General features: G+C 66.4%; 19 protein-coding genes and 2 tRNA genes. 8 read left to right on the top strand and 13 right to left on the bottom strand.

The window, feature by feature from the left end:
• Window positions 1–215 precede the first annotated feature (215 nt).
• Complete coding sequence (locus U5A65_RS30980; protein WP_321912584.1) at window positions 216–611, top strand: DUF2917 domain-containing protein; 396 nt, start codon at window positions 216–218, stop codon at window positions 609–611.
• A gap of 39 nt (window positions 612–650) precedes the next feature.
• Here U5A65_RS30980 and panS read toward each other — a convergent pair whose 3' ends face one another.
• The 3 genes from panS to U5A65_RS30965 all read right to left on the bottom strand — a co-directional run bounded on the left by panS (window position 651) and on the right by U5A65_RS30965 (window position 3,712).
• A complete protein-coding gene (gene panS / locus U5A65_RS30975; RefSeq protein ID WP_321948780.1) occupies window positions 651–1,613 on the bottom strand; it encodes a ketopantoate/pantoate/pantothenate transporter PanS in 963 nt (320 codons plus the stop codon).
• A gap of 322 nt (window positions 1,614–1,935) precedes the next feature.
• Window positions 1,936–3,345 carry an MATE family efflux transporter gene (locus U5A65_RS30970; protein WP_321948779.1) on the bottom strand — a complete coding sequence of 470 codons (1,410 nt, stop codon included), beginning with the start codon at window positions 3,343–3,345 and terminating at the stop codon, window positions 1,936–1,938.
• 145 nt (window positions 3,346–3,490) lie between these two features.
• A complete protein-coding gene (locus tag U5A65_RS30965) occupies window positions 3,491–3,712 on the bottom strand; it encodes an RNA-binding S4 domain-containing protein (protein WP_321912578.1) in 222 nt (73 codons plus the stop codon).
• 297 nt (window positions 3,713–4,009) lie between these two features.
• Between U5A65_RS30965 and U5A65_RS30960 the strand changes: the two genes are divergently transcribed.
• The gene (locus U5A65_RS30960) at window positions 4,010–4,522 is read left to right on the top strand and encodes a hypothetical protein (RefSeq protein ID WP_321948778.1); all 513 of its coding nucleotides are present in this window, start codon (window positions 4,010–4,012) and stop codon (window positions 4,520–4,522) included.
• Between the two features lie 157 nt (window positions 4,523–4,679).
• A complete protein-coding gene (locus U5A65_RS30955; RefSeq protein ID WP_321948777.1) occupies window positions 4,680–6,938 on the top strand; it encodes an ATP-dependent helicase in 2,259 nt (752 codons plus the stop codon).
• A gap of 51 nt (window positions 6,939–6,989) precedes the next feature.
• Here U5A65_RS30955 and U5A65_RS30950 read toward each other — a convergent pair whose 3' ends face one another.
• The 8 genes from U5A65_RS30950 to fdxA all read right to left on the bottom strand — a co-directional run bounded on the left by U5A65_RS30950 (window position 6,990) and on the right by fdxA (window position 11,328).
• Window positions 6,990–7,751 carry a DUF4088 family protein gene (locus U5A65_RS30950; protein ID WP_321912572.1) on the bottom strand — a complete coding sequence of 254 codons (762 nt, stop codon included), beginning with the start codon at window positions 7,749–7,751 and terminating at the stop codon, window positions 6,990–6,992.
• A 134-nt stretch (window positions 7,752–7,885) separates the two neighbouring features.
• Window positions 7,886–8,209, bottom strand: coding sequence for an AzlD domain-containing protein (locus U5A65_RS30945; RefSeq protein WP_158758285.1), 324 nt, complete (start codon window positions 8,207–8,209; stop codon window positions 7,886–7,888).
• Window positions 8,206–8,925, bottom strand: a complete 720-nt coding sequence (locus U5A65_RS30940; protein ID WP_321912652.1) for an AzlC family ABC transporter permease — start codon at window positions 8,923–8,925, stop codon at window positions 8,206–8,208. The genes U5A65_RS30945 and U5A65_RS30940 overlap by 4 nt, the downstream gene beginning before the upstream one ends.
• A 147-nt stretch (window positions 8,926–9,072) precedes the next feature.
• Window positions 9,073–9,981, bottom strand: a complete 909-nt coding sequence (locus tag U5A65_RS30935) for an AraC family transcriptional regulator (protein WP_321912571.1) — start codon at window positions 9,979–9,981, stop codon at window positions 9,073–9,075.
• 28 nt (window positions 9,982–10,009) lie between these two features.
• Window positions 10,010–10,510: a CreA family protein gene (locus U5A65_RS30930; protein WP_321948776.1), complete on the bottom strand. Its 501-nt coding sequence runs from the start codon at window positions 10,508–10,510 to the stop codon at window positions 10,010–10,012.
• 166 nt (window positions 10,511–10,676) lie between these two features.
• Window positions 10,677–10,752: transfer RNA gene (locus U5A65_RS30925), tRNA-Asn, on the bottom strand.
• Between the two features lie 69 nt (window positions 10,753–10,821).
• Window positions 10,822–10,897: transfer RNA gene (locus U5A65_RS30920), tRNA-Asn, on the bottom strand.
• Window positions 10,898–11,004: 107 nt separating this feature from the next.
• Window positions 11,005–11,328, bottom strand: coding sequence for a ferredoxin FdxA (fdxA, locus tag U5A65_RS30915; RefSeq protein ID WP_321912568.1), 324 nt, complete (start codon window positions 11,326–11,328; stop codon window positions 11,005–11,007).
• 326 nt (window positions 11,329–11,654) lie between these two features.
• Here fdxA and pncB point away from each other — a divergent pair, with 326 nt between their 5' ends.
• From pncB to U5A65_RS30890, 5 genes are all read left to right on the top strand, one after another.
• Window positions 11,655–12,857 (top strand): nicotinate phosphoribosyltransferase, encoded by a 1,203-nt coding sequence (pncB, locus tag U5A65_RS30910; protein WP_321912566.1) that lies wholly within the window; start codon window positions 11,655–11,657, stop codon window positions 12,855–12,857.
• A 93-nt stretch (window positions 12,858–12,950) separates the two neighbouring features.
• The gene (locus tag U5A65_RS30905) at window positions 12,951–13,613 is read left to right on the top strand and encodes a lactate utilization protein C (protein ID WP_321936114.1); all 663 of its coding nucleotides are present in this window, start codon (window positions 12,951–12,953) and stop codon (window positions 13,611–13,613) included.
• Entirely contained in the window at window positions 13,603–15,039 is a 1,437-nt protein-coding gene (locus U5A65_RS30900) for a sodium:proton antiporter (RefSeq protein ID WP_321948775.1), read from the top strand. The genes U5A65_RS30905 and U5A65_RS30900 overlap by 11 nt, the downstream gene beginning before the upstream one ends.
• Window positions 15,040–15,143: 104 nt before the next feature.
• Window positions 15,144–16,133: a D-glycerate dehydrogenase gene (locus U5A65_RS30895; RefSeq protein ID WP_321948774.1), complete on the top strand. Its 990-nt coding sequence runs from the start codon at window positions 15,144–15,146 to the stop codon at window positions 16,131–16,133.
• Complete coding sequence (locus U5A65_RS30890; RefSeq protein WP_415765915.1) at window positions 16,130–17,656, top strand: DNA recombination protein RmuC; 1,527 nt, start codon at window positions 16,130–16,132, stop codon at window positions 17,654–17,656. The genes U5A65_RS30895 and U5A65_RS30890 overlap by 4 nt, the downstream gene beginning before the upstream one ends.
• 79 nt (window positions 17,657–17,735) lie before the next feature.
• Here the strand turns inward: U5A65_RS30890 and U5A65_RS30885 are convergent, their stop codons facing one another.
• Together U5A65_RS30885 and U5A65_RS30880 are read right to left on the bottom strand one after the other, a co-directional pair.
• The gene (locus U5A65_RS30885; protein ID WP_321912561.1) at window positions 17,736–18,233 is read right to left on the bottom strand and encodes a GNAT family N-acetyltransferase; all 498 of its coding nucleotides are present in this window, start codon (window positions 18,231–18,233) and stop codon (window positions 17,736–17,738) included.
• The gene (locus U5A65_RS30880) at window positions 18,233–18,508 is read right to left on the bottom strand and encodes a hypothetical protein (protein WP_028212919.1); all 276 of its coding nucleotides are present in this window, start codon (window positions 18,506–18,508) and stop codon (window positions 18,233–18,235) included. Before U5A65_RS30880 ends, U5A65_RS30885 begins: the two co-directional genes overlap by 1 nt.
• Window positions 18,509–18,571 lie beyond the last annotated feature (63 nt).

Here is an 18,571-nt window from a genome sequence, read left to right as displayed (position 1 = left end):
AGCGGATTCTCCATGGCGGCACGCCGCATGATGGTTCGTTTTCATTGCACGACTTCACAAAAATTCTACGGGAAGCGGCCTACTGGTCCTGCGGCGGCGAGCAAGTCCCTTGAGCAATTCTTGGGCCGCATGCAACTGACGTTTCAGCGCGGCCGGAAACGTTCGTGGGGCTTGCGGCGCGACACTGCGCGCATCTCGAACGAACGGAGCGCGCAATGAGAGCAGAAACCCGCGTGGTGATGCACGCAGACTTCAAGGACGCGTTGGCGCTGTGGGTGCCGTGTGACGCTTGCCGCACGATTCGCGCGGCGCAGGGCGGCGTGGTGATGGCGCTCGAGGGCCGCGTCTGGATGACGGTCGAAGGCGATACCGAAGACTACTGGCTCGAACCGGGCGAAGCACTGCCGCTTGCGCCTGGTGAGCGGGCGCGCATCAGTGGATGGCGGGAGGGGGTGCGCTTTGAAGTGCGCTGCGAGGGCGAGCTTCTGGCACAGCCGCGCGAATGGCGCTTCGCGAGGCTGCGAGCATGGCTGCAGGTGAGGCTAACGCGGCGTGCGCCCCGCAGGCTGGCGGGGGCGCGAGACCGCGCACCGCAGGAGCGTGTGGCGTAAGCGTCGGAACGCTGGCCCGGCGCTTGACCACCGTATCGATCAACCGCGCTCGGGCGACGCGTTCGCGGCGCTTTGCGCATTGCGCGTGCTGCCGCGCGCCGGCTTGCCGGCCCAGTAACCCGCGAGCACGGAGCCCGAGAGGTTGTGCCACACCGAGAACAGCGCGCCCGGCAGGGCCGCGAGCGGCGAGAAGTAGAGCTTGCCGAGCGTCGCGGCGAGCCCCGAGTTCTGCATGCCCACTTCGATGGCGAGCGTACGGCACACCGACTCGTCGAAGCCGAGCAGGCGCCCGCCCCAGTAGCCGCCAAGCAGCCCGATGCCGTTGTGCAGCACCACGCCGAGCGCGACGAGCGGGCCGACCGTGGCGATGCTCGCATGCGTGCCGCCCACCACGGCGGCGATGATCGCGAGGATCGACACCATGGAGACAAGCGGCAGCACAGGCTCGACGCGGCGCACGAGGCCGCCTGCGAGCCGGTTGACGACGAGGCCGATGGCGATCGGCAGGCCGACGATCTGCAGGATGCTCATGAGCATGCCGCGCACGTCGACGACGATCGACGCATCGACGTAAAGACGCGTGAGCAGCGGCGTCGCGAACACGCCCACCAGGGTGGAAAGCGCGCTGATCGTCACCGACAGCGCGACGTCGCCGCGCGCGAGATAGATCATCACGTTGGACGCCGTGCCGCTTGCCACGCTGCCCACGAGCACCATGCCTGCCGTGAGATCGGGCGGCATGCGCAGCACCTTGGCGATCGCCCAGGCGGCGAGCGGCATGACGAGGTAATGCAGGAAGATGCCTGCCGCGACCGGCGCGGGCCGCGTGAAGACGCGCTGGAAGTCGGCGAACGAGAGCGTGACGCCCATCGACAGCATGATGATCATCAGGAGCGTCGTGACGTGCGGCGCGATCGGCGCGACGAGGCCCGGATCGAAGTAAGCCAGCAATGAGACGAGGACGGCCCAGAGCGGAAAGAGTCGGGTAATCGGGGCAAGCATGAAAGGGTGGTCCGTGAGTGGATTCGTTATATGTCGTGGCGCGGGACGCTTCAGCGGCACGCGCGCTGGGCGTGTGCGCTTGCATGGCGCGCTGTTGCGTCGCGTGTTTGTTTCGCGCTTTGCGTCGGATCGTGGCGGGGTGTCGATGCGTGCGACCTGAGCGCTCCGCGCGCGGCAAGCGTAGCCGGGGTGGCCGGCGGCGCTCGCGGGGCGCGGCTGTCTCCAAACTGTTCTTGCCCTCGTGGGACGGACGCCGCGTGCGGCGCCAGGCGCGTATTTTACCCGGTCGCGCCGGTACGGCCTGGCCGGTTAAGTGAACGCTTCAACCAACGCGGCTTGTGGCGGCAGCGTGAGCCTGCGCGCGCCGGCTCATACGGTGAAAGCGCCACGTCATGAGCACGGCGACCGTGGTGAGCCCGGCGGCGAGCCCCCACCAGAGCCCGAGCGCGCCGAGCCCGAAGTGGAACGCGAGCACGTAGCCGAGCGGAAAGCCGATGCCCCAGTAGCCGAGCGTGGCCGCGAGCATCGGCACACGCGTGTCTTTCAGGCCGCGCAGGCAGCCCGAACCGACGGTCTGCGCGCCGTCGACGATCTGGAAAATCGCCGCGACGCCGAGCAGCGTGGCCGCAAGCGAGACCGTGTGCGCGTTGGCCGGGTCGTCGAGGTGCAGGTAGAGCCCGACGATCCAGTGCGGCGCGAGCACCATCACGAGCGCCGACAGCGACATGAAGCCAACGCCAAGCCCGAGCGCGACGAAGCCCGCATGGCGCGCCGCGCGCGGCACCCCCGCGCCCGACCAGTAACCCACGCGCACGTTGGCCGCCTGACCGATCGCGAGCGGCACCATGAAGGTGACGGAGGCCACGTTCAAGGCGATCTGGTGCGCCGCGAGCGGCGTTGCGCCGAGCAGGCCCGCGAGCAGGCCGGTGGCGAGAAAGAGCGTCGCCTCGACCGCATAGGTGATCGCAACCGGCCAGCCAATGGTGAAGAGTTCGCCCATCAGCGGCGCCGTCGGCCGGCGCGCAACGACGAAATGCTGGTGCGAAGGCCGCAGGTGCAGCAGCGCCATCAGCACGAACGCGGTGAGCCAGACGGTGATCGTGGTGGCCACCGCCGAGCCGAGAAAGCCCAGGCGCGGCAGGCTCCACGCACCGTGGATCAGCCCGTAGTTGAGAAAGCCGTTGATGAACACGCACGCGATCGACACCCACAGCAGGCGCCGCGCCGCGCCGATGGCGGGCAGGAACGAGCGCATGAGCCCCACGCCGATCAGGCTCGCGGGCGCGCCCCAGCGCAGCACGGCCGTGTACTCGCCGATGTGATGCGCGAGCAGCGTGGGCTCGCCGAGCGCGCGCAGGATCGGCTCGGCGAAGGAGAGCAGCGCGAACGCCGGCACAGAGAGCAGCAGGGAGAGCGCGAAGCCGGTCCAGTAGATGTGCGGCACCTGGCTTTCGTTGTCGGCGCCGCGCGCCTGCGCGACGCTCACGCTGACCGAGGTCAGCACGCCTTGCAGCACGGTCACCACCACGAAGAACATGTTCGCGCCAAGGCCGCCCGCGGCGAGCGCATCGGCGCCGAGCGAGCCTAGCAGGACCGTGTCGGTCACGCTCATCGCCATCTGCGAGAGCTGGGCGATCGCAAGCGGGCCGGCGAGGCGGGCGGTGTCGGCGGCGTGGCCGCGCAGCGTGGGCGGCGCCGAAACGGCGCGGCGGGAAAGCGTGGTTCGAGTCATGAAAAACAAGCGGCGCGATATAAGCGCGCCGCGCGGCAGGGTTCGTCTGTCGAAACTGAAAGCTTATTGCGAGACAGCGACCTTGTCGATCCAGATGCTCAAATCTGGTGCATAGCTGGCGCCTGCGGGCAAGTTTCGGGGCGGTTCACTCGTGCGCCTTGACGGCAATGCGCGTGTCGCCCAGCAGCACGGCCTGGCCCGCGCGGATCTTGCACGTCTTGCGCAGCTCGACTTCGCCGTCCACCTTCACCGCGCCCGAGGCAACGATCTGTTTGGCCGAGCCGCCGCTGTCGGCGAGTCCGGTGATCTTCAGGAGGTTGTGCAGTTCGACGTAGTCGCCGGTCAGCGTGAAATCGAGGTTGGGCATGGCGGATTGGAATTTCAAAGGCGTGCGGCAAGCGCGCGAAGGGTGAGCATCATAAGCGATGGCGGCTTTGCCGCGGCGGCTGTCACATCTCGGGGCCAGATGTTATGAATTCGTCAGAAAATGAAACGTTGAGTAACGTTGCGGGACCCCACGGTGATCTTCATACCAAAATGGTTTCACCCGGATCGACAGCGCCGCTCAAGTTTGCGTTGCGCGGCTTCGTCGAGCGGGGGCGCGATTCCGGCGGGCTTGCCCGCTGCGAACGCGCCTTCGGAACCACTGCAAGGAGGATACGCCATGACCCAGATTCGCAAGCTGCTCACTGTTACCGCTGCTTTTGCCACCGTGACGACTGCCGCCGTATTCGCGCAAGGTGCGTATGCGCAAAACGCCGCTCAAAACGCGACCCAGGGCGCGGCACAGGCCGGCGAAGCCCCAACGATGGCGCCTTCCGGCGCGCCGGGTGCTGCGCCTGGTCAAGCGCCGGGCCAGGTGACGGGCCACGCGCCGGCGGCCGCCGGCATCGCGCAACCCGCGCCCGCCCCGCAAGCGCTGACTGCTCCGCAATCCGCTGACCCGCTGGTGCAAAAGCGCAACGCCAACGCCGCCGCGAACGCGGAATACCGCAGCGCGAAGAAGTCGGCGAACGCCGAGTACAGCGACGCGAAGAAGCAGGCGAAGTCGCAGTACAAGGCGCAGGTGAAGGACGCGAAGATCAACCACAAGGCCGACCGTCAGGCCAACGATTCGGAAATGAAGGATCAGATGAACGGCATGTCGGCCCAGCAGCAGGGCGGCCAATCGGAATAACGCGCTAACGCGCGGCTGATGCAGGCGGCGTCCGTGTACTGGGCGCTGACCTTGTTCGCACACCGAGAGCGGCGGCGTCCGGCAACGGACGCCGCCGCTTCGCTTCATGATGCTCGAAACGCGCCGCGGCGTTGTCGTTAAATCCCGCCAGATCGCCATGGAATCAGGCGCTTGCGGATGCGGGGTGTATGGATATACAGTATGCGTCGCCTCTTTCCGATTCGCCACGTCCATCGTCCCAGCGCCCGCCGTGTCCACAGTTTCCGTTGCCGATTCTTCTGTCTCCGACGCCAGCCAGGTGCGTGCCGACGCGGCCAATGCCGTTTCTTCGTGGCTCGCGAAACTCAACGACGCGCAGCGTGAGGCCGTCGAGCACGGCGGCGAAGCGGGCTACGTGCCGGGCTCGGCGCTGCCGGGCCCGCTGCTCGTGATCGCAGGGGCTGGGTCGGGCAAGACCAATACGCTCGCTCACCGCGTCGCGCATCTGATCGCGGGTGGCGCCGACCCTCACCGCATCCTGCTGCTTACGTTCTCGCGGCGCGCCGCGCAGGAAATGACGCGGCGTGTGGCGCGCATCGCCGCCAGCGCGCCGGGCGCGGCCGCAGTGCTCGCGCAAGGGCTCAGCTGGGCGGGCACTTTTCACGGCGTAGGCGCACGGTTGTTGCGCGAGTACGCGGATCACATCGGCCTTTCGCCGGCGTTCACGATCAACGACCGCGAAGATTCCGCCGATCTGATGAACCTCGTGCGCCACGAACTCGGATTCTCGGCGAAGGAAAAGCGCTTCCCCTCGAAGTCGACGTGCCTTGCGATCTACTCGCGCGCGGTCAACACGGGCGACTCGCTCGCCAGCGTGCTCAATCGGTCGTTCTCGTGGTGCCTCGAATGGGAGCCGCAACTGCGCGCGCTGTTCGCGGCCTACGTGGACGCCAAGCAAAAGCAGAACGTCCTCGACTATGACGACCTGCTGCTCTACTGGGCGCACATGGCCGCGGAGCCGGCGATTGCCGCCGATCTTGCGGGCCGCTTCGATCACATCCTCGTCGACGAATACCAGGACACCAACCGCCTGCAGGCCTCGATCCTGCTCGCGCTCAAGCCCGACGGCCGCGGCCTGACCGTGGTCGGCGACGACGCCCAGGCGATTTATTCGTTTCGCGGCGCGACGGTGCGCAACATTCTCGACTTTCCGGCGCAGTTCGATCCGCCCGCGCGCCAGGTGACGCTCGAGCGCAACTACCGCTCGACGGCGCCGATCCTCGCCGCTTCGAACGCCGTGATCGACGCCGCCGCCGAGCGCTTCACCAAGAACCTGTGGACCGATCGCCCCTCGCAGCAGCGCCCGCGCCTCGTCACCGTGGCCGACGAGGCGACTCAGGCGCGCTACGTCGTCGAACAGATTCTCGAGGCGCGTGAAGCGGGCATGAAGCTCAAGCAGCAGGCTGTGCTGTTTCGTGCGGCGCACCACAGCGCCACGCTCGAGATCGAACTGGCGCGGCGCAATATCCCGTTCGTGAAGTTCGGCGGCCTGCGTTTTCTCGACGCCGCGCACGTGAAGGACGTGCTGGCGGTGTTGCGCTGGGCCGAGAATCCGCTCGATCGCGTGGCGGGCTTTCGCGTGACGCAATTGCTGCCGGGCGTGGGGCCCGCCAACGCCGCGCGCCTGCTCGACCAGGTGGCCGCGTGCACGGGCGCGTATCGCGCCGCCGAGGCGCTCGCGGCCTTCGCGCCGCCGCCGCGCGCGGCTGAGGACTGGCCGGCGTTCGCGTCGCTGATCGACAGTCTCTCCATGCGCGCCACACCGTGGCCCGCCGAATTCGAGCGCGTGCGGCGCTGGTACGAGCCGCATCTCGAGCGCAATCACGAGGACGCCCAGGTGCGTCTGGCCGATTTGCTGCAAATGGAGAGCATTGCGAGCACTTACGCCTCGCGCGAGCGCTTTCTCACCGAACTCACGCTCGATCCGCCGGACGCCACGAGCGCCGAATCCGCCGATCCGCTGCTCGACGAGGACTATCTGATCCTCTCGACGATCCATTCGGCGAAAGGGCAGGAGTGGCGCAACGTGTTCGTGCTCAATGGCGTGGACGGCTGCATTCCGTCCGATCTCGGCGCGGGCAGCGACGAGGAGCTGGAGGAGGAGCGGCGGCTGCTCTACGTGGCGATGACGCGCGCGAAAGAGGATCTGCACATCGTCGTGCCGCAGCGCTTTTACGTGCACAACCAGGTGGCGTCGGGCGACCGGCACGTATGGGCCTCGCGCACGCGCTTCATCGCCGCGCCGATGCTGCCGCTATTCGAATCGCGCGCATGGCCGCCCGCGCCCGTGGCGAGCGCACCGAGCGCGGCGGGACTCGCCGCCGCCGCGCATGCGAAGGTCGAGATCGCCGCGAAACTCAGGAAGATGTGGGACTAAGGGGCGCGCCTAGCGGGGCGCGCCTGGCGGGGCGTTCTCAGCGAGGCGCGTCTAGCGCCCCTGTTCGCGCGCGGTGCCACGCTGCGGCGGCATGAAGAAGTTGCGCAGCCACGCGGCGAGGCGCGTGAAGACGTCGTCGGGCTCCTCGACGAAAATCTCGGGCTTGAGCAGGCGCAGATATTCCATGATCTGTTGCGCTTCCTGCTTCTGGAACACGCCATGCGTGACGCCGAGCCTCAAGAGCCCGCGCAATTCACCCAGGCGCTCGCGCGCCAGGCTGCCGCTAGCCTGCTCGCAGCCGATCTTCGCTTCGTACACCCGCTGACGCAGCGACTCGGTGAGCCGCCACGCGGGCGTCTGCATCGTCTCTTCGAGCGTCTGGATGTCCTGCACGCCCGATTTGATCTGCGCAGCCAGCGGATCGATCAGCGCTTCTTCGCCTTGGGCTTCGCTCACGATGGCGGCCGCCCAGTCGCGGCACTGCTTCGAGAGTTCGTCCGGTGTCCACTCGGGCCGCGACGCAAAGCCGAAACCGAATTCGCCCGCCTGACGCATCAGGATCGAGACGACCTCGGGGAACTCCTTGTCGAGCGTGCGCTTGGCCCATGCGTACTGGCCGCCTTGCAGGAGCCGCTGGACAGCGTGCTCCGTGAGCGGCGTCATGTTGTCGAGCAGCTTCGCACGCAGGTAGTCCTCGAATTCCGGCGTGGCGAACTGCGGGTCGAGTTTGAGCGAGACGCGCAGGAACGCGTCGAAATCCTTGCGCAGCGACGCAAGCGTTTCATCCTTCAGGTTAAGGGTGATATGCCCCATTGTGGTTGCCCCGGTGTAATCCTTATCGCTTCTCGCGTGCTCTCGCCGTTCGAGCAGTGGCCTGCCAGAGCAGGCCTTGACGGGTTTAACGGCGCGCCGGGGTGAAACTTGAGCGTAAGGGGCGAGGGGACGCTCTAGCGCAGCACGACGCCTTGCCAGAGGAAGAACACGCCGAGCCCGACCGCGATGGTGAGGAGCGGCCGCTTCGTGAGCGCGCTGACAACAATGGCCGCGAGCGCGCCGACGAGCTGCGGGTTGCGCCAGGTCAGCTCGGCGCCCTGGCCGTGGGGCGAGACCGCCATCGGCACGATGATGGCCGTGAGTACGGTAACGGGCACGAAGCCGAGCGCGGTGCGCACGAGCGGCGGGAACACGAGCCGGTCGCCGAGCACGAACACCGCCGTGCGAATGACGAGGGTGATGAGGGCCATGCCGAGAATCAGGACGACGTAGTTCATTGCCCGGCTCCTGCGGTGCGTTGGACGTTGGTGGGCTTGCGGGCGGAGTCGCTTGCGGCGCGGACGCCGCGCGAGGAACCCGGGCGCGAGAGGACGACGCCCACGACCACGCCTGCGAGCACGGCGCCGAGCAGCCCGAGCTTGTACGGCCAGCCCTGCCAGAAAAAGGCGAGCGCGCCCGCGGTCGCGGCAGCGGCGAGGTAGCGCACGGCAACCAACTGTGGCACGACGATGGCGATGAAGGTTGCGACCATTGCGAAGTCGAGGCCGAGCGACTGCAGGCCCGGAAACGCCGCGCCGAACAGCAGGCCGGCCGCGGTCCAGAGCTGCCAGTTCAGGTACATCGAGACGCCCGAACCGAGGAAATGCCACGGCGAGACGTCGTCGCCGGGCGGATGGCGGCGGAAATGCGCCCACGCGACGGCGAAGACCTCGTCGGTGAGCAGGCCGCCGAGCACGAGACGCCAGCGCAGCGGCAGATGCGAGACATAGGGCGCGAGCGTTGCGCTGTAGAGCACGTGCCGCAGGTTCACGATAAACGTGGTGGCAAGAATGACAGCGAAGCTCGCGTGCGAGGCGATCAGCCCGAGCGCGATGAACTGCGCGGAGCCGGCGAACACGGCGAGCGACATGAACTGGCCGTGCCAGAGCGAAAGCGGGCCCGAGGTGACGAGCGTGCCGAAGATCACGCCGAACGGCGCGGCGCCGATCATCATGGGGATCGTGTCGCGCGCGCCGGCGATGAATTCGGTGAAGCGGTTGGGATGCGTGGTCAAACTGTCCTCCTGATACAAGGGGACAGCATAACGGCCGCCCGTGCGGGTGGCTTGTACGTTCTTGCGGCGCGAGGCGGGCTTGCGCCTTCAGGACGACTGCCAGCGCCCCGGCGGCACGCCGAACATACGCCGGAAGTGCCGTGTGAAATGGCTCTGGTCGGTGAAGCCGCTCGCCGCGGCGACGTCGGCCACCGAGGCGCCTTCGCGCAACGGGCCGAGCGCGCGTTGCAGGCGCAACTGCGTGCGCCAGGCGTGCGGCGGCAGCCCGGTCGCCTGCGTGAAGAGCCGCGTGGCGTGAAAGGGCGAAAGGCCGACTGCGTGGGCGAGATCGGCTACGCGCAGCGGCATGGCGAGATCGGCGGCGAGGAGCGCCTTCATCGTTTCCACACGCGGATCGTTCGGGCCATGCCTGAGCGCGGCCTCGCGCGTGCGGCCGTAGCGCGTGAGCAGCGTCGAGAGCGCGTCGAGCAGTGCACCTTCTACGGCGAGCAGATCGGAGCGCTGCGCATCGGAAGCGGTGGGAAGCGCCGCCAAGCCGGCGCTCGTGCTGGATTGCGCTGCGGCGCGCCGCCAGTCGGCGTCGGCTTCGAGCAGACGGTGTGCGCGCGAGAGCCGATGCGCGAGATCGAGATCGTGGATCACCTCCGTGTCGAACCACGGCAGCGGCTGCGCGCGCCCCGCGATTTCGCCGGCGAGATCGTGCAGGAAGTCGATCGGCACGTACATCACCCGATAGCTCCAGCCTTCCTCGGCGGCGCGCGAGCCTGTGTGCAGCTCGCCGGGATTGATGACCGGCACGCTGCCCGTTTCGGCGACGTGCTGCGCGCCGCGATAGCGATAGCATTCGGCGCCGCCCTCGATTACGGGGATCGTGTACGCCTCGTGCCAGTGGGGCGCGAACGTATGTTCGTTGTATTCGGCCGTGACGAGATCCGCGCCGGGCAGAAGCGGCGTGCGCCAGTAGCGGGCGGAATCTCGAAAACGGGAATCGGTCATGGTGAGGGATCCGGCTCAGATCCCCAGTTTAGCGCAGCGGAATCGTCGTGCCCGCCGGCACCGGTACGGCCGTGACGCTGTTCTTGGCGCTGCCGCTCACCACCCGGTCGCTGTAGGTCAGATACACGAGCGCGTTGCGCTTCGCGTCGACCACGCGCACGACGTGCAACGTCTTGAACAGGAACGACATGCGCTCGTTGAAGACGTCGTCTTGCTGCTTGAGCGGGCCTGTGAACGAGATCGGCCCGACCTGCCGGCACGCGATCGACGCCTCGGTCGGATCTTCCGCAATGCCGAGCGTGCCCTTCACGCCGCCCGTGCGCGCGCGGGAGACATAGCAGGTGACGCCTTGCACCTGCGGATCGTCGTAGGCTTCGACGACGACTTTGTCGGAACCGGTCACGCGGAAGTTGGTGTTCACGCTGCCGATCTGTTCGGCGTGGGCAGCGGCCGAGGCGACGAGGCTCGCGCCGGCGAGGAGGGCGGTGAGGCGGGCGGTGAGGCGGGCGGTGAGGCGGGCGGATTTCATGCGGATTCCCGAAGATGACGAATCGACATTATCGGGGAGGGTGGGGAGTGTCAGGGTGAGACTGCGAAGACATTCGGCTGCACTGACGATGCAGCCTCGCTGTATGCACAACACGCGCAGCAAAAGAAAAAGGGGTTGCGTGCAAACACGCAACCCCTCGATATTTTGGCTCCCCGACCTGGGCTCGAACCAGGGACCTACGGATTAACAGTCCGGCGCTCTACCGACTGAGCTATCGGGGAACAACAATACAGCTACAACTCTTTACGTCATAAAAAAGCCCGTTGTGATTAACGGGCTTTTGCGAATCTTGGCTCCCCGACCTGGGCTCGAACCAGGGACCTACGGATTAACAGTCCGGCGCTCTACCGACTGAGCTATCGGGGATCAACAAAAGCAGAGAACGAGATTCTATGGGGTATGGCTAGACCTGTCAATACCCCGTCGCTATCTCTTTAAGGGCAATCCGCGATCAGCGTGCGATTAACGTGCAATCAGCGTGCGAGAAGCGCGAGCTTGTCCTTCACGTCCTTGAATTCGTCGGCTTCCGGCAGCGGCGCCTTGGTCTTGGTGATGCTCGGCCAGTTCTTGGCGAGGTCGGCGTTCAGCTCGATGAACGATTGCTGGTCGCCAGGCACGTCTTCCTCGGCGTAGATGGCGTTCACCGGGCATTCCGCAACGCACACGGCGCAGTCAATGCACTCGTCCGGGTCGATCGCGAGGAAGTTGGGACCTTCGCGAAAGCAGTCCACCGGGCACACATCGACGCAGTCGGTATAGCGGCACTTGATGCAGCTTTCGGTCACAACGTGAGTCATTCAGGCAGCTCCTGCAAGCTTTTTGTATCGGGGGATGGCGGTTCGCCAAAGGCGCTATTGTAACTGATGAGGAATTACCCCAACCACGGGCCCGTAACCGTCCTTATATCGTTTCGTGATTAGTTTATATGATGGGGTGATCCGCACCGTTTTACCCCTTGCGAACAAGGGGACGTGCCGGCGGGCAAGCGGGGCGCGCAGGCATTCGGGTAACATGGGCGCACCGCTGGCGCTCGCCGCCCGGAGCCGCTGCGAGGCATCTGCCGCGCAGCGGCTCCGGTTCCCGCTTCGCGGGCGCTATCCGATTGCAGTCCGGCTGGCCCATCATGATCATTACTTCGCTGCTCGATACCGATCTGTACAAATTCACGATGATGCAGGTGGTGCTGCATCATTTCCCAGCGGCCAATGTGGAATACCGTTTCCGCTGCCGCACGCCGAACGTCGATCTCGTGCCCTACATCGACGAGATCCGCAGCGAGATCCAGAAGCTCTGCAGGCTGCGCTTCGCCGAGCCCGAGCTCGAGTATCTGCGCAAGATGCGCTTCATCAAGGGCGACTTCATCGACTTTCTCGCGCTCTTTCACCTCAACGAAAAGTACATCTCGATCACGCCGTCGCCCAAGGGCAACGGCGAAATCGACATCGAGATCAAGGGGCCGTGGCTGCACACGATCCTTTTCGAGATCCCGGTGCTCGCCATCGTCAACGAGGTGTATTTCCGCAACACGCAGCATCATCCGCAGTATGAGGAGGGGCGCGAGCGCCTGCGCCACAAGATCGAACTGCTCGGCGCGAAGCCCGAATTCGCCGACTGCAAGATCGCCGACTACGGCACGCGCCGCCGTTTCTCGAAGCGCTGGCACGAGGAAGTCATCCTCACGCTTAAAGACGATCTCGGCGAGCAGTTCACCGGCACGAGCAACGTCTACTACGCGATGAAGCACAACCTCACGCCGCTCGGCACGATGGCGCACGAGTACCTGCAGGCGTGTCAGGCGCTCGGGCCGCGTCTGCGCGACTCGCAAATCTATGGCTTCGAGATGTGGGCGAAGGAGTATCGCGGCGACCTCGGCATCGCGCTCTCGGACGTCTACGGCATGCAGGCCTTCCTGCGCGACTTCGACATGTACTTCTGCAAGCTCTTCGACGGCGCACGGCACGATTCGGGCGATCCGTTCGAGTGGGGCGAGCGCCTGCTCAAGCACTACGAGGACAACCGCTGCGACCCGCGCACGAAGACGATGATCTTCTCGGACGCGCTCGACATTCCCAAGGTGCTGCGCCTGTACGAGCGTTTCGGCGACCGCTGCCGCCTCGCGTTCGGCGTGGGCACGAACCTCACCAACGACCTTGGCTATCAGCCGCTGCAGATCGTCATCAAGATGGTTCGCTGCAACGGCCAGCCTGTTGCCAAGCTCTCCGATTCGCCGGGCAAGAACATGTGCGACGACAAGGCGTATCTCGCCTATCTGCGCCAGGTGTTCGGCATCGAGCAGCCCGTGGAAGAGGAGTGCGCGGGCAAATAGGCGCGTAAAGAAGCGCACACGGAACCCGTCAATCACAAGGCGACGCCCCGGTATAATCGGCGCGTCGCTTTTCTTCATCTGACGAGGACGTTCATGGACACGACGGCCGCCCGCCGCAGCATACTCGCGCGCATTCGCGCGGCGCAGGGACGCGAGGCTACGCCCGCGGCGCACGAACGCGAAGCCGTGGCCGATTACCTCGCGCAGCATCCCGAAGGTCCGCGTCCGCCGCTCGAAGGCGACCTCGTTGCGCGCTTCGTTGGCGAGGCGCGCAAGATGTCGAGCACCGTCGACGAAGTCCAGCAGATGGCCGACGTGCCCGCCGCCGCGCAACGTTATCTCGCCGAGCGCAGCCTGCCGATGCAGGCTGTCGCGTGGCAAACGCTCGAAACCTTCGACTGGGCCGGCGCGGGTCTCGCGGTTCAATTCCGCAAGCCGGAAGACCGCGATCTCGTCGGCCTCACAGGGTGTTTTTGCGCCACGGCCGAAACCGGCACGCTGGTGCTGCTCTCCAGCCCGCAAACCTGGGCCTCGGGCGCGCTGTTGCCCGAAACGCACATCGCTGTCGTGCCCGCTTCGCGCATCGTCGCGGGCCACGAGGACGCCTTCGCGCTCATGCGCGCCGAGCGCGGAGAACTGCCGCGTGCGGTCAATTTCGTTTCGGGGCCCTCGCGCACCGGCGACATCGAGCAGACCATCATTCTTGGCGCGCACGGGCCGTATCGCGTGCATGTGATCGTCGTGCATGGCGCGTAAGCGCAACGCGGCGAGCGCCTGCGCGGGAGCGCTCTTCGCTGCACTCACACTGTTCAGCACGAGCGCACACGCTGCGACGTTCGACGGCGCCTCGCTTGGCGCGGCCTGGGCGCTGCCGTTCGCCGGCATGCTGCTGTCGATCGCGTTCTTCCCCATGTTCGCGGCCACGTTCTGGCATCACCATTTCGGCAAGATCTCGGCGGCCTGGGCGCTGGCCTTCCTGCTGCCGTTCGCGGCCACGCACGGTCCCGGCGCGACGTATCCGCTCTTCGTGCACGCCGTGATCGACGAATATCTTCCGTTCATCGTGCTGCTCGGCGCGCTTTATACGATCGCAGGCGGCATCTGCGTGTATGGGAATTTGCGTGGCTCGCCGCGCATGAATACGTCGATCCTCGCGCTAGGCACCGTGCTCGCGAGTGTGATGGGCACGACGGGCGCGGCGATGCTGCTGATCCGGCCGCTCCTGCGCGCCAACGACAATCGACGGCACAACGTGCACGTGGTCGTGTTTTTCATCTTTCTCGTCGCGAACGCGGGCGGCTTGCTCACGCCGCTCGGCGACCCACCGCTTTTCCTCGGCTTCCTCAACGGCGTGGGATTCTTCTGGACTGCGCAGCATCTAGCGCTTCCGATGCTGTTCGTCTGCGGCGTGCTGCTCGCGGCGTTTTACGCGCTCGATAGCGGGTACTTCCGTCAGGCCGGCGAAGTGCGCGCCGCCTCGCTCGACCCGACGCCGGACACCGGCGCGCTCGCGATCGGTGGCAAGGCGAATCTCGTGCTGCTCGCGCTGCTCATCGCGCTCGTGCTGATGAGCGGCATATGGCGTCCGGGTATCGTCTTCGAAGTCGCGGGCGCGCATGTGCAGCTGCAGAACCTCGTGCGCGATGCGGGACTTGTTGCGCTCGCACTCATCTCACTTGCGTTCACGTCGAAACAGGCGCGCGCCGACAACGGTTTCGAGTGGGCGCCGATCGTCGAGGTGGCCAAACTCTTCGCGGGCATTTTCGTGACGATCGCGCCGGTCATCGCGATGCTGCGCGCGGGCGAGGCGGGCGCATTCGCCGCGCTGATCCGCTTCGTGAACGACGCGCCGGGCCGCCCCAACGAAGCGATGTACTTCTGGGCGACGGGTCTGCTCTCGTCGTTTCTCGACAACGCGCCCACCTACCTCGTGTTCTTCAATCTCGCGGGCGGCGACGCCAATGCGCTCATGTCCGGCGGCGCGAAGACGCTGGCCGCGATTTCGGCGGGCGCCGTGTGGATGGGCGCGCTCACCTATATCGGCAACGCGCCGAACTTCATGGTGAAGGCGATCGCGCAGTCGCGCGGCGTGCGCATGCCGGGCTTCTTCGGCTATCTTGGCTGGTCGGGCGTGCTGCTCACGCCTGTCTTTCTCGCGGCCACGTGGCTCTTTTTCGTCTAGCCGCAAGCCGCCTGGAAACCGCTTTCGAAAGGCGCGCGAGACTTCCCTGAGCGCACCGTCACGCGCAACAATGACGGACAACGACTGAAGTGTGGAGAGCAACGATGCAAAAGATTCTCGTGGCGCGCCCGATCTTTCCCGATGTGATCGATCGGCTGAAGCAATATTTCGACGTGGACTGGAACAACGGCGAGGCGCTTGCGCCCGAGGCGCTGCACCAGCGTCTCGCGGACAAGGACGGCGCGCTCACCGCGGGCGACCCGATTGGCGCCGCCGCGCTCGCCGCCGCGCCGCGCCTGCGCGCGGTGTCGAACATGGCCGTGGGCTACAACAACTTCGACATGGCCGCCTTCAACGCGGCCAACGTGCTTGGCACCAACACGCCCGACGTGCTCAACGAAACCACGGCCGACTTCGGCTGGGCGCTCATGATGGCAGCCGCGCGCCGCGTGACGGAGTCCGAACATTTCCTGCGCGCGGGCAAATGGGACAAGTGGTCGTTCGACGCGTTTCTCGGCTCGGACATCTATGGCGCCACGCTCGGCGTGATCGGCATGGGGCGTATCGGTCAGGCGCTCGCGCGCCGCGCGCGTGGCTTCAACATGCGCGTGGTCTATCACAACCGTTCGCGCGTCGCGCCTGAGATCGAGCGCGAACTGAACGCCGACTATCTCTCGAAGGAAGACCTGCTCAAGCAGGCCGACCATGTCGTGCTCGTGCTGCCCTATACGGCCGAAAACCATCACACGATCGGCGCAGCGGAACTCGCGCTGATGAAACCCACGGCCACGCTCACCAACATCGCGCGCGGCGGCATCGTCGACGACGCGGCGCTCGCGCACGCGCTGCGCACGCGCCAGATCGCGGCGGCGGGCCTCGACGTTTTCGAGGGCGAGCCGCGCGTGCATCCGGCGCTGCTCGAAGTGGAGAACGTCGTGCTCACGCCGCACATTGCGAGTGCGAGCGAGGCCACGCGCCGCGCCATGGCGAACCTCGCCGCCGACAACCTCATCGCCGCGCTCGGCGAAGGGCCGCGCGCGGGGCAGCCGCCTAACCCGATCAACCCCGCCGTGCTGGGGAAAGCGCGTACATGAGCCCGTTTGCAGTCATGTCGCTGGCGATCATCGCACTGGCGATCGCGTTCGTCGTGACGCTCGTCGCGTTGCTGCGCGCGCGTCACGGTCATGGCGAGGGCGACACCGAGGCCACGCTCGACGCGCTCGATCAGCTGAGCGATCGCCTCGCCGCCTCGACCGACACGCAGGCGCGCGCGGCCGAGCGCATCGAGCGCGAACTGCGCAACGAGATCGCGCGTACCGCGCAAAGCTCGCGCAGCGAATTCGGCGGCGGCTTCGCGCAGGTGCAGCAGGCGCTGGCAGCGCAGCTCGGTAGCATGGCAACGGTGCAGAACAGCCAGATCGACGGCTTCGCCCAGCAGCTCGCCAAACTCACGGCGACCAATACGCAACAGCTCGACGCCGTGCGCCAGAGCCTGCATCAACAAGCCCAGGTGGCGCGCGACGAGCAGGGCGCCGCGCTGCGCCACTTCGGCTCGTTGCTCACGCAGCAGCTCGCGCAACTCACCGAAGTCAACGACCGGCGCTTCGCCGAAGTGCGCGCGACGCTCGAACAGCGTCTGAAGGACATCGAAGCGAACAACGCGGCGAAGCTCGAGGAAATGCGCCGCACCGTCGACGAGAAGCTGCACGCGACGCTCGAACAGCGCCTTGGCGAATCGTTCAAGCTCGTTTCCGACCGGCTGGAGCAGGTCCATCGCGGGCTGGGCGAGATGCAGACGCTGGCGGCGGGCGTGGGCGACCTGAAGAAGGTGCTCACCAACGTGAAGACACGCGGCACGTGGGGCGAGGTGCAGCTCGAAGCGTTGCTCGAGCAGATGCTCACGCCCGACCAGTTCGCGAAAAACGTGGCGACGGTGCCGAGGAGCAGTGAACGCGTGGAGTTCGCGATTCGTCTGCCCGGGCGTGGCGTCGGCGCTGGGGAAACCGGCGAGCCGGTCTGGCTGCCCATCGACGCCAAATTTCCGCGCGAGGACTACGAGCGTCTGATCGACGCCCAGGAGCGCGCGGACGCGCTCGCGATCGAGGAGGCGGGCCGCGCGCTCGAACTGCGCATTCGCGCGGAGGCGCGCACCATCGCCGAGAAGTACGTCGCGCCGCCGCACACGACCGATTTCGCGCTGCTGTTCCTGCCGACCGAAGGGCTGTACGCGGAAATCCTGCGCCGCCCCGGTTTGACCGATGTGCTGCAGCGCGACTACCGCGTGAGCGTCGCCGGGCCGACTACGCTTACGGCGCTCCTCAACAGTCTTCAGATGGGGTTCCGCACGCTTGCCATCGAGCGTCGTTCGAGTGAGGTGTGGCAGGTTCTCGGCGCGGTGAAGACGGAGTTCGGCAAGTTCGGCGACGTGCTCGCGCGCACGAAGTCGCAGCTCGAAACCGTCACGCGTTCCATCGAGGCCGCCGAGGTGCGCACTCGCGCGATGAACCGCAAGCTGCGCGACGTCGAAGCGCTGCCGGGCGAGGCCGCCGCGAATCTGCTTGGCGACGCGCTGCGCAATGGCGAAGCGGGTGGTGAAGGCGGATTCGGCGACGAGTGAGGAAAACCGCCGCGCCAAAAGGGAACGGGCCGCCTGAATCAGGCGGCCCGTTTGCATTCGAGCGTGCGGTTCGGTTGTGTTACCCGAGCGCCGTCTCGCCAGGCGCTGCGAGCTTGTCGAGCGCGTCGCCGGTCATGCGCACCACACGCCAGTCGGGCAGCACGGTGGCGCCGAGCTTTTCATAGAAGCCGATCGCCGGCGTGTTCCAGTCGAGCACGGTCCATTCGAAGCGGGCGCAGCCGCGTTCGACAGCGATCGCCGCGAGCGCGCGCAGCATTGCCGTGCCGAGACCGGTGCCGCGTTGCGACGGCTGCACGTACAGGTCTTCGAGATAGAGACCGCGGCGGCTCAGGAAGGTCGAGTAGTTGTGGAAAAAGAGCGCGTAGCCGACGATGCGGCCGGCGTCTTCCGCCACCAGCGCTTCGGCAGCGGGGCGCGCGCCGAACAGGGCGTCGGCGAGACCGTCGGCCGTGCCCGTGAACAGATGCGTGAGTTTTTCGAACTCGGCGAGTTCATACATCAGCGCGTGCATGGCGCCGACGTCGGCGGGCGTGGCGGCGCGAATCGTTGCGGTCATCACGCTTCCTCGGGCACGTCGGAGAGATGGATCTCGATGCCGCCAAAGCGCGAGGCCACCCAGTTGTACGCGTGGCAGGCGATCCACAGCAGGATGAAGCCGACGATCGCATTGAGCAGCAGCGCGCTGAAGATGGTCGAGAGTTCGACCGAGCCATAGCGCACGAACGCCACGAGCACGCCGAGCAGCACGATAGGCACGCTGAAGGTCAGGTACACGAGGATGAGCGCCTTGGCGGTCTGGCCCGCAGCGATGAACGAGATCTGTTTTTTCATAGTAGTCGGTCCGTTATGCAGGTGTGGACGTGTGGATACGTTTGATGGCCTCTGCGGCGCCGT

Source organism: Paraburkholderia sp. J10-1 (assembly GCF_905220165.1).
In the GTDB taxonomy this organism is placed as follows: domain Bacteria; phylum Pseudomonadota; class Gammaproteobacteria; order Burkholderiales; family Burkholderiaceae; genus Paraburkholderia.
The sequence above is the reverse complement of the archived record's forward strand: the minus strand, read 5'-3'. Positions and strand labels throughout refer to the sequence as shown.

What these genes read in the sequence shown, in the direction of transcription:
- U5A65_RS30940 (WP_321912652.1), bottom strand. Translation starts at nt 8,925, where the DNA reads ATGATGATCGGCGCCGCGCCGTTCGGCGTGATCTTCGGCACGCTCGTC.
- U5A65_RS30900 (WP_321948775.1), top strand. Translation starts at nt 13,603, where the DNA reads ATGGCGCGTAAGCGCAACGCGGCGAGCGCCTGCGCGGGAGCGCTCTTC.
- U5A65_RS30965 (WP_321912578.1), bottom strand. Translation starts at nt 3,712, where the DNA reads ATGCCCAACCTCGATTTCACGCTGACCGGCGACTACGTCGAACTGCAC.
- pncB (WP_321912566.1), top strand. Translation starts at nt 11,655, where the DNA reads ATGATCATTACTTCGCTGCTCGATACCGATCTGTACAAATTCACGATG.
- fdxA (WP_321912568.1), bottom strand. Translation starts at nt 11,328, where the DNA reads ATGACTCACGTTGTGACCGAAAGCTGCATCAAGTGCCGCTATACCGAC.
- U5A65_RS30880 (WP_028212919.1), bottom strand. Translation starts at nt 18,508, where the DNA reads ATGAAAAAACAGATCTCGTTCATCGCTGCGGGCCAGACCGCCAAGGCG.
- U5A65_RS30945 (WP_158758285.1), bottom strand. Translation starts at nt 8,209, where the DNA reads ATGAACTACGTCGTCCTGATTCTCGGCATGGCCCTCATCACCCTCGTC.
- U5A65_RS30980 (WP_321912584.1), top strand. Translation starts at nt 216, where the DNA reads ATGAGAGCAGAAACCCGCGTGGTGATGCACGCAGACTTCAAGGACGCG.
- U5A65_RS30885 (WP_321912561.1), bottom strand. Translation starts at nt 18,233, where the DNA reads ATGACCGCAACGATTCGCGCCGCCACGCCCGCCGACGTCGGCGCCATG.
- U5A65_RS30930 (WP_321948776.1), bottom strand. Translation starts at nt 10,510, where the DNA reads ATGAAATCCGCCCGCCTCACCGCCCGCCTCACCGCCCGCCTCACCGCC.
- U5A65_RS30960 (WP_321948778.1), top strand. Translation starts at nt 4,010, where the DNA reads ATGACCCAGATTCGCAAGCTGCTCACTGTTACCGCTGCTTTTGCCACC.
- U5A65_RS30935 (WP_321912571.1), bottom strand. Translation starts at nt 9,981, where the DNA reads ATGACCGATTCCCGTTTTCGAGATTCCGCCCGCTACTGGCGCACGCCG.
- U5A65_RS30895 (WP_321948774.1), top strand. Translation starts at nt 15,144, where the DNA reads ATGCAAAAGATTCTCGTGGCGCGCCCGATCTTTCCCGATGTGATCGAT.
- U5A65_RS30905 (WP_321936114.1), top strand. Translation starts at nt 12,951, where the DNA reads ATGGACACGACGGCCGCCCGCCGCAGCATACTCGCGCGCATTCGCGCG.
- U5A65_RS30950 (WP_321912572.1), bottom strand. Translation starts at nt 7,751, where the DNA reads ATGGGGCATATCACCCTTAACCTGAAGGATGAAACGCTTGCGTCGCTG.
- U5A65_RS30970 (WP_321948779.1), bottom strand. Translation starts at nt 3,345, where the DNA reads ATGACTCGAACCACGCTTTCCCGCCGCGCCGTTTCGGCGCCGCCCACG.
- U5A65_RS30890 (WP_415765915.1), top strand. Translation starts at nt 16,130, where the DNA reads ATGAGCCCGTTTGCAGTCATGTCGCTGGCGATCATCGCACTGGCGATC.
- U5A65_RS30955 (WP_321948777.1), top strand. Translation starts at nt 4,680, where the DNA reads ATGGAATCAGGCGCTTGCGGATGCGGGGTGTATGGATATACAGTATGC.
- panS (WP_321948780.1), bottom strand. Translation starts at nt 1,613, where the DNA reads ATGCTTGCCCCGATTACCCGACTCTTTCCGCTCTGGGCCGTCCTCGTC.